This is a genomic window from Actinosynnema sp. NPDC023658 (assembly GCF_040639995.1).
Classification (GTDB): domain Bacteria; phylum Actinomycetota; class Actinomycetes; order Mycobacteriales; family Pseudonocardiaceae; genus Actinosynnema.
Map to the genome: position 1 here is coordinate 1 of NZ_JBFAAX010000943.1, position 2,098 is coordinate 2,098.

At 75.2% G+C, this 2,098-nt stretch carries 2 protein-coding genes; one reads left to right on the forward strand and one right to left on the reverse strand.

Annotated elements, in window-relative coordinates; translation table 11 throughout:
• Window positions 1-869 (reverse strand): cellulose binding domain-containing protein (locus AB0G02_RS36710; RefSeq protein ID WP_360804049.1); only part of this gene is annotated, 869 nt, incomplete at its 3' end.
• 137 nt (window positions 870-1,006) lie between these two features.
• Here AB0G02_RS36710 and AB0G02_RS36715 point away from each other — a divergent pair.
• On the forward strand, window positions 1,007-1,870 hold the full coding sequence (locus AB0G02_RS36715; protein ID WP_360804052.1) for a sigma-70 family RNA polymerase sigma factor: 864 nt from the start codon (window positions 1,007-1,009) through the stop codon (window positions 1,868-1,870).
• The last annotated feature ends 228 nt before the right edge of the window (window positions 1,871-2,098 follow it).

Below are 2,098 nucleotides of genomic sequence, written 5' to 3' on the forward strand. Positions count from 1 at the left end.
GCCGGTCCAGTCAGCGTGACGGGCGCGGCGGCGGTGCCCGGCCGGGTGATCACGAACGGCCCGCGGTACACGCCGGCGGCCATCCGGATGGTCTGACCCGGCGCGGCGGCGGCCAGGGCCGCCTGCAGCTGCGCCGCCGTCGAGACGTCCACCGAGGACCCGCCCGCGCCGGTCGTCGCGGTGACCTCGCCGCTCGCGCCCGACGCGTTGCCCGCCGCGTCACGGGCCCGCACGGTGAACGCGTAGGCGGTGCTCGGCAGCAGACCGCCGACGGTCACCTCGGTGGACGTGGCCGTGGCGACCACCGCCGTGCCGCGCAGGACCTGGTACTCGGCCACACCGACGTCGTCGGTCGACGGATCCCACGCCAACGACACCGAGCCCGCCGTCACGCCGGTCACCCGCAGCCCGGCGGGAGCGGTCGGCGCGGACGTGTCGGGAACGGGACCGCCGCCCTCGCACGGCTTGCCGTCGACCGTGCAGCCGAGGGGCAGGCCGACGCCGGAGACGGTGAAGCCGAAGCTCGCGGTGCCGCCGGGGCGGATGCGCCCGTTGAAGCCCGCGTTGGCGAACCGGTACCGCTGCCCGTCCCGGGTGAGCACGGAGTTCCACGCGTTGCTCACCGACGACCCCGCCGGCAGCTCGAACCCGACCACCCAGCCGGTGCTCTCCGCGTCACCGGTGTTGGTCAGCACCACCTGCCCGCCGTACCCCGTGCTCCACACCGACGACTGGCTGAACGCGGCGGTCAGCACGGCCGAGGCGGCCCGCGCGGAGCCGACGAGCGCCGAACCCACCAGCGCCGAACCGACGAGCGTCGCGACCAGGCAGGCCGCCGCGGCGCGCACCACCGACAGGCGTGTCCCCATGCGGGTGATCTCCTCAGGTCTCCGGCGGCGGCCGTGACTCCCCCCTGATCTACCAGGTCGTCGACGAGTAGTCGAGGTTCCCGTCACCTTTCCGGTCCCCGGCGCGTCTACCGGGGAGAGGGACCGGGAGGGAACCGATGCACGACGAGCTGGCGGACCGGTTCGAGGCCCACCGCGGGCACCTGCGCGCGGTCGCCCACCGCATGCTCGGGTCGTTCCCGGAAGCCGAGGACGCGGTGCAGGAGACCTGGTTGCGGCTCACCCGGGTCGACACCGACGGGATCGACAACCTCGCCGCGTGGCTGCGCACCGCCCTGTCCCGGATCTGCCTGGACGTGCTGCGCCACCGCCGGACCCGCCGCGAGGACACCGTCGGGGAGGTGCCCGACGCACCCGCCGACGACGACCCGGCGACCGAGGCCGTGCTGGCCGACTCGGTCGGACTGGCCCTGCTGGTCGTCCTCGACACCCTCGCGCCCGCCGAACGGGTCGCGTTCGTGCTGCACGACGCGTTCGCCGTCCCGTTCGACCGGATCGCGCCGATCGTCGGCCGCAGCACCGCCACCACCAAGAAGCTCGCCAGCCGCGCCCGCCACAAGGTCCGCGGCACCACCGCGCTGCCGGAAGCCGAGCTGACCCGCACCCGGCGCGTCGTGGACGCGTTCCTCGCCGCGGCACGCGCGGGCGACTTCGACGCCCTGCTCGCCGTGCTCGACCCCGACGTCGTCCGCCGCGCCGACCCCGCCGCCCTGCCGGCCGGGGCCACCACCGAGATCCGCGGCGCGCACGCCGTCGCCGCCGAGACCGTCCTCCTCGCCGCCAACGCACGACACGCCGAACCGGCCCTGGTGGACGGACGCGTCGGCATCGTCGTGGCACCGCGAGGACGGCTCCGGCTCGCCCTCACCGTGACCGTCCGGGACGGCAGGATCGCCGCCTACGAGGTCGTCGCCGCACCCGCCCGCCTGCGGCGACTCACCATCGCCGCACTTTTATCGTGACTTGAATCAAGTGCGCTAGTAAGGTCGGCCCCGGCTGCCAGGCCCACCCGGAGCGACCGCGCTGATCCGCCGCCATCCGCGCGCGAGCGACGCCGTGGGCACATCCCTGTGAAAGGACACCGTCCATGCAGTCCCCCGCACGATCTCGGCGCGCGACGACCAGGTGGGGCATCGCGGGCCTCGCCCTGGCCACCGCGGCGGCGGGCCTCGCGGTGGCCGTCGCCACCG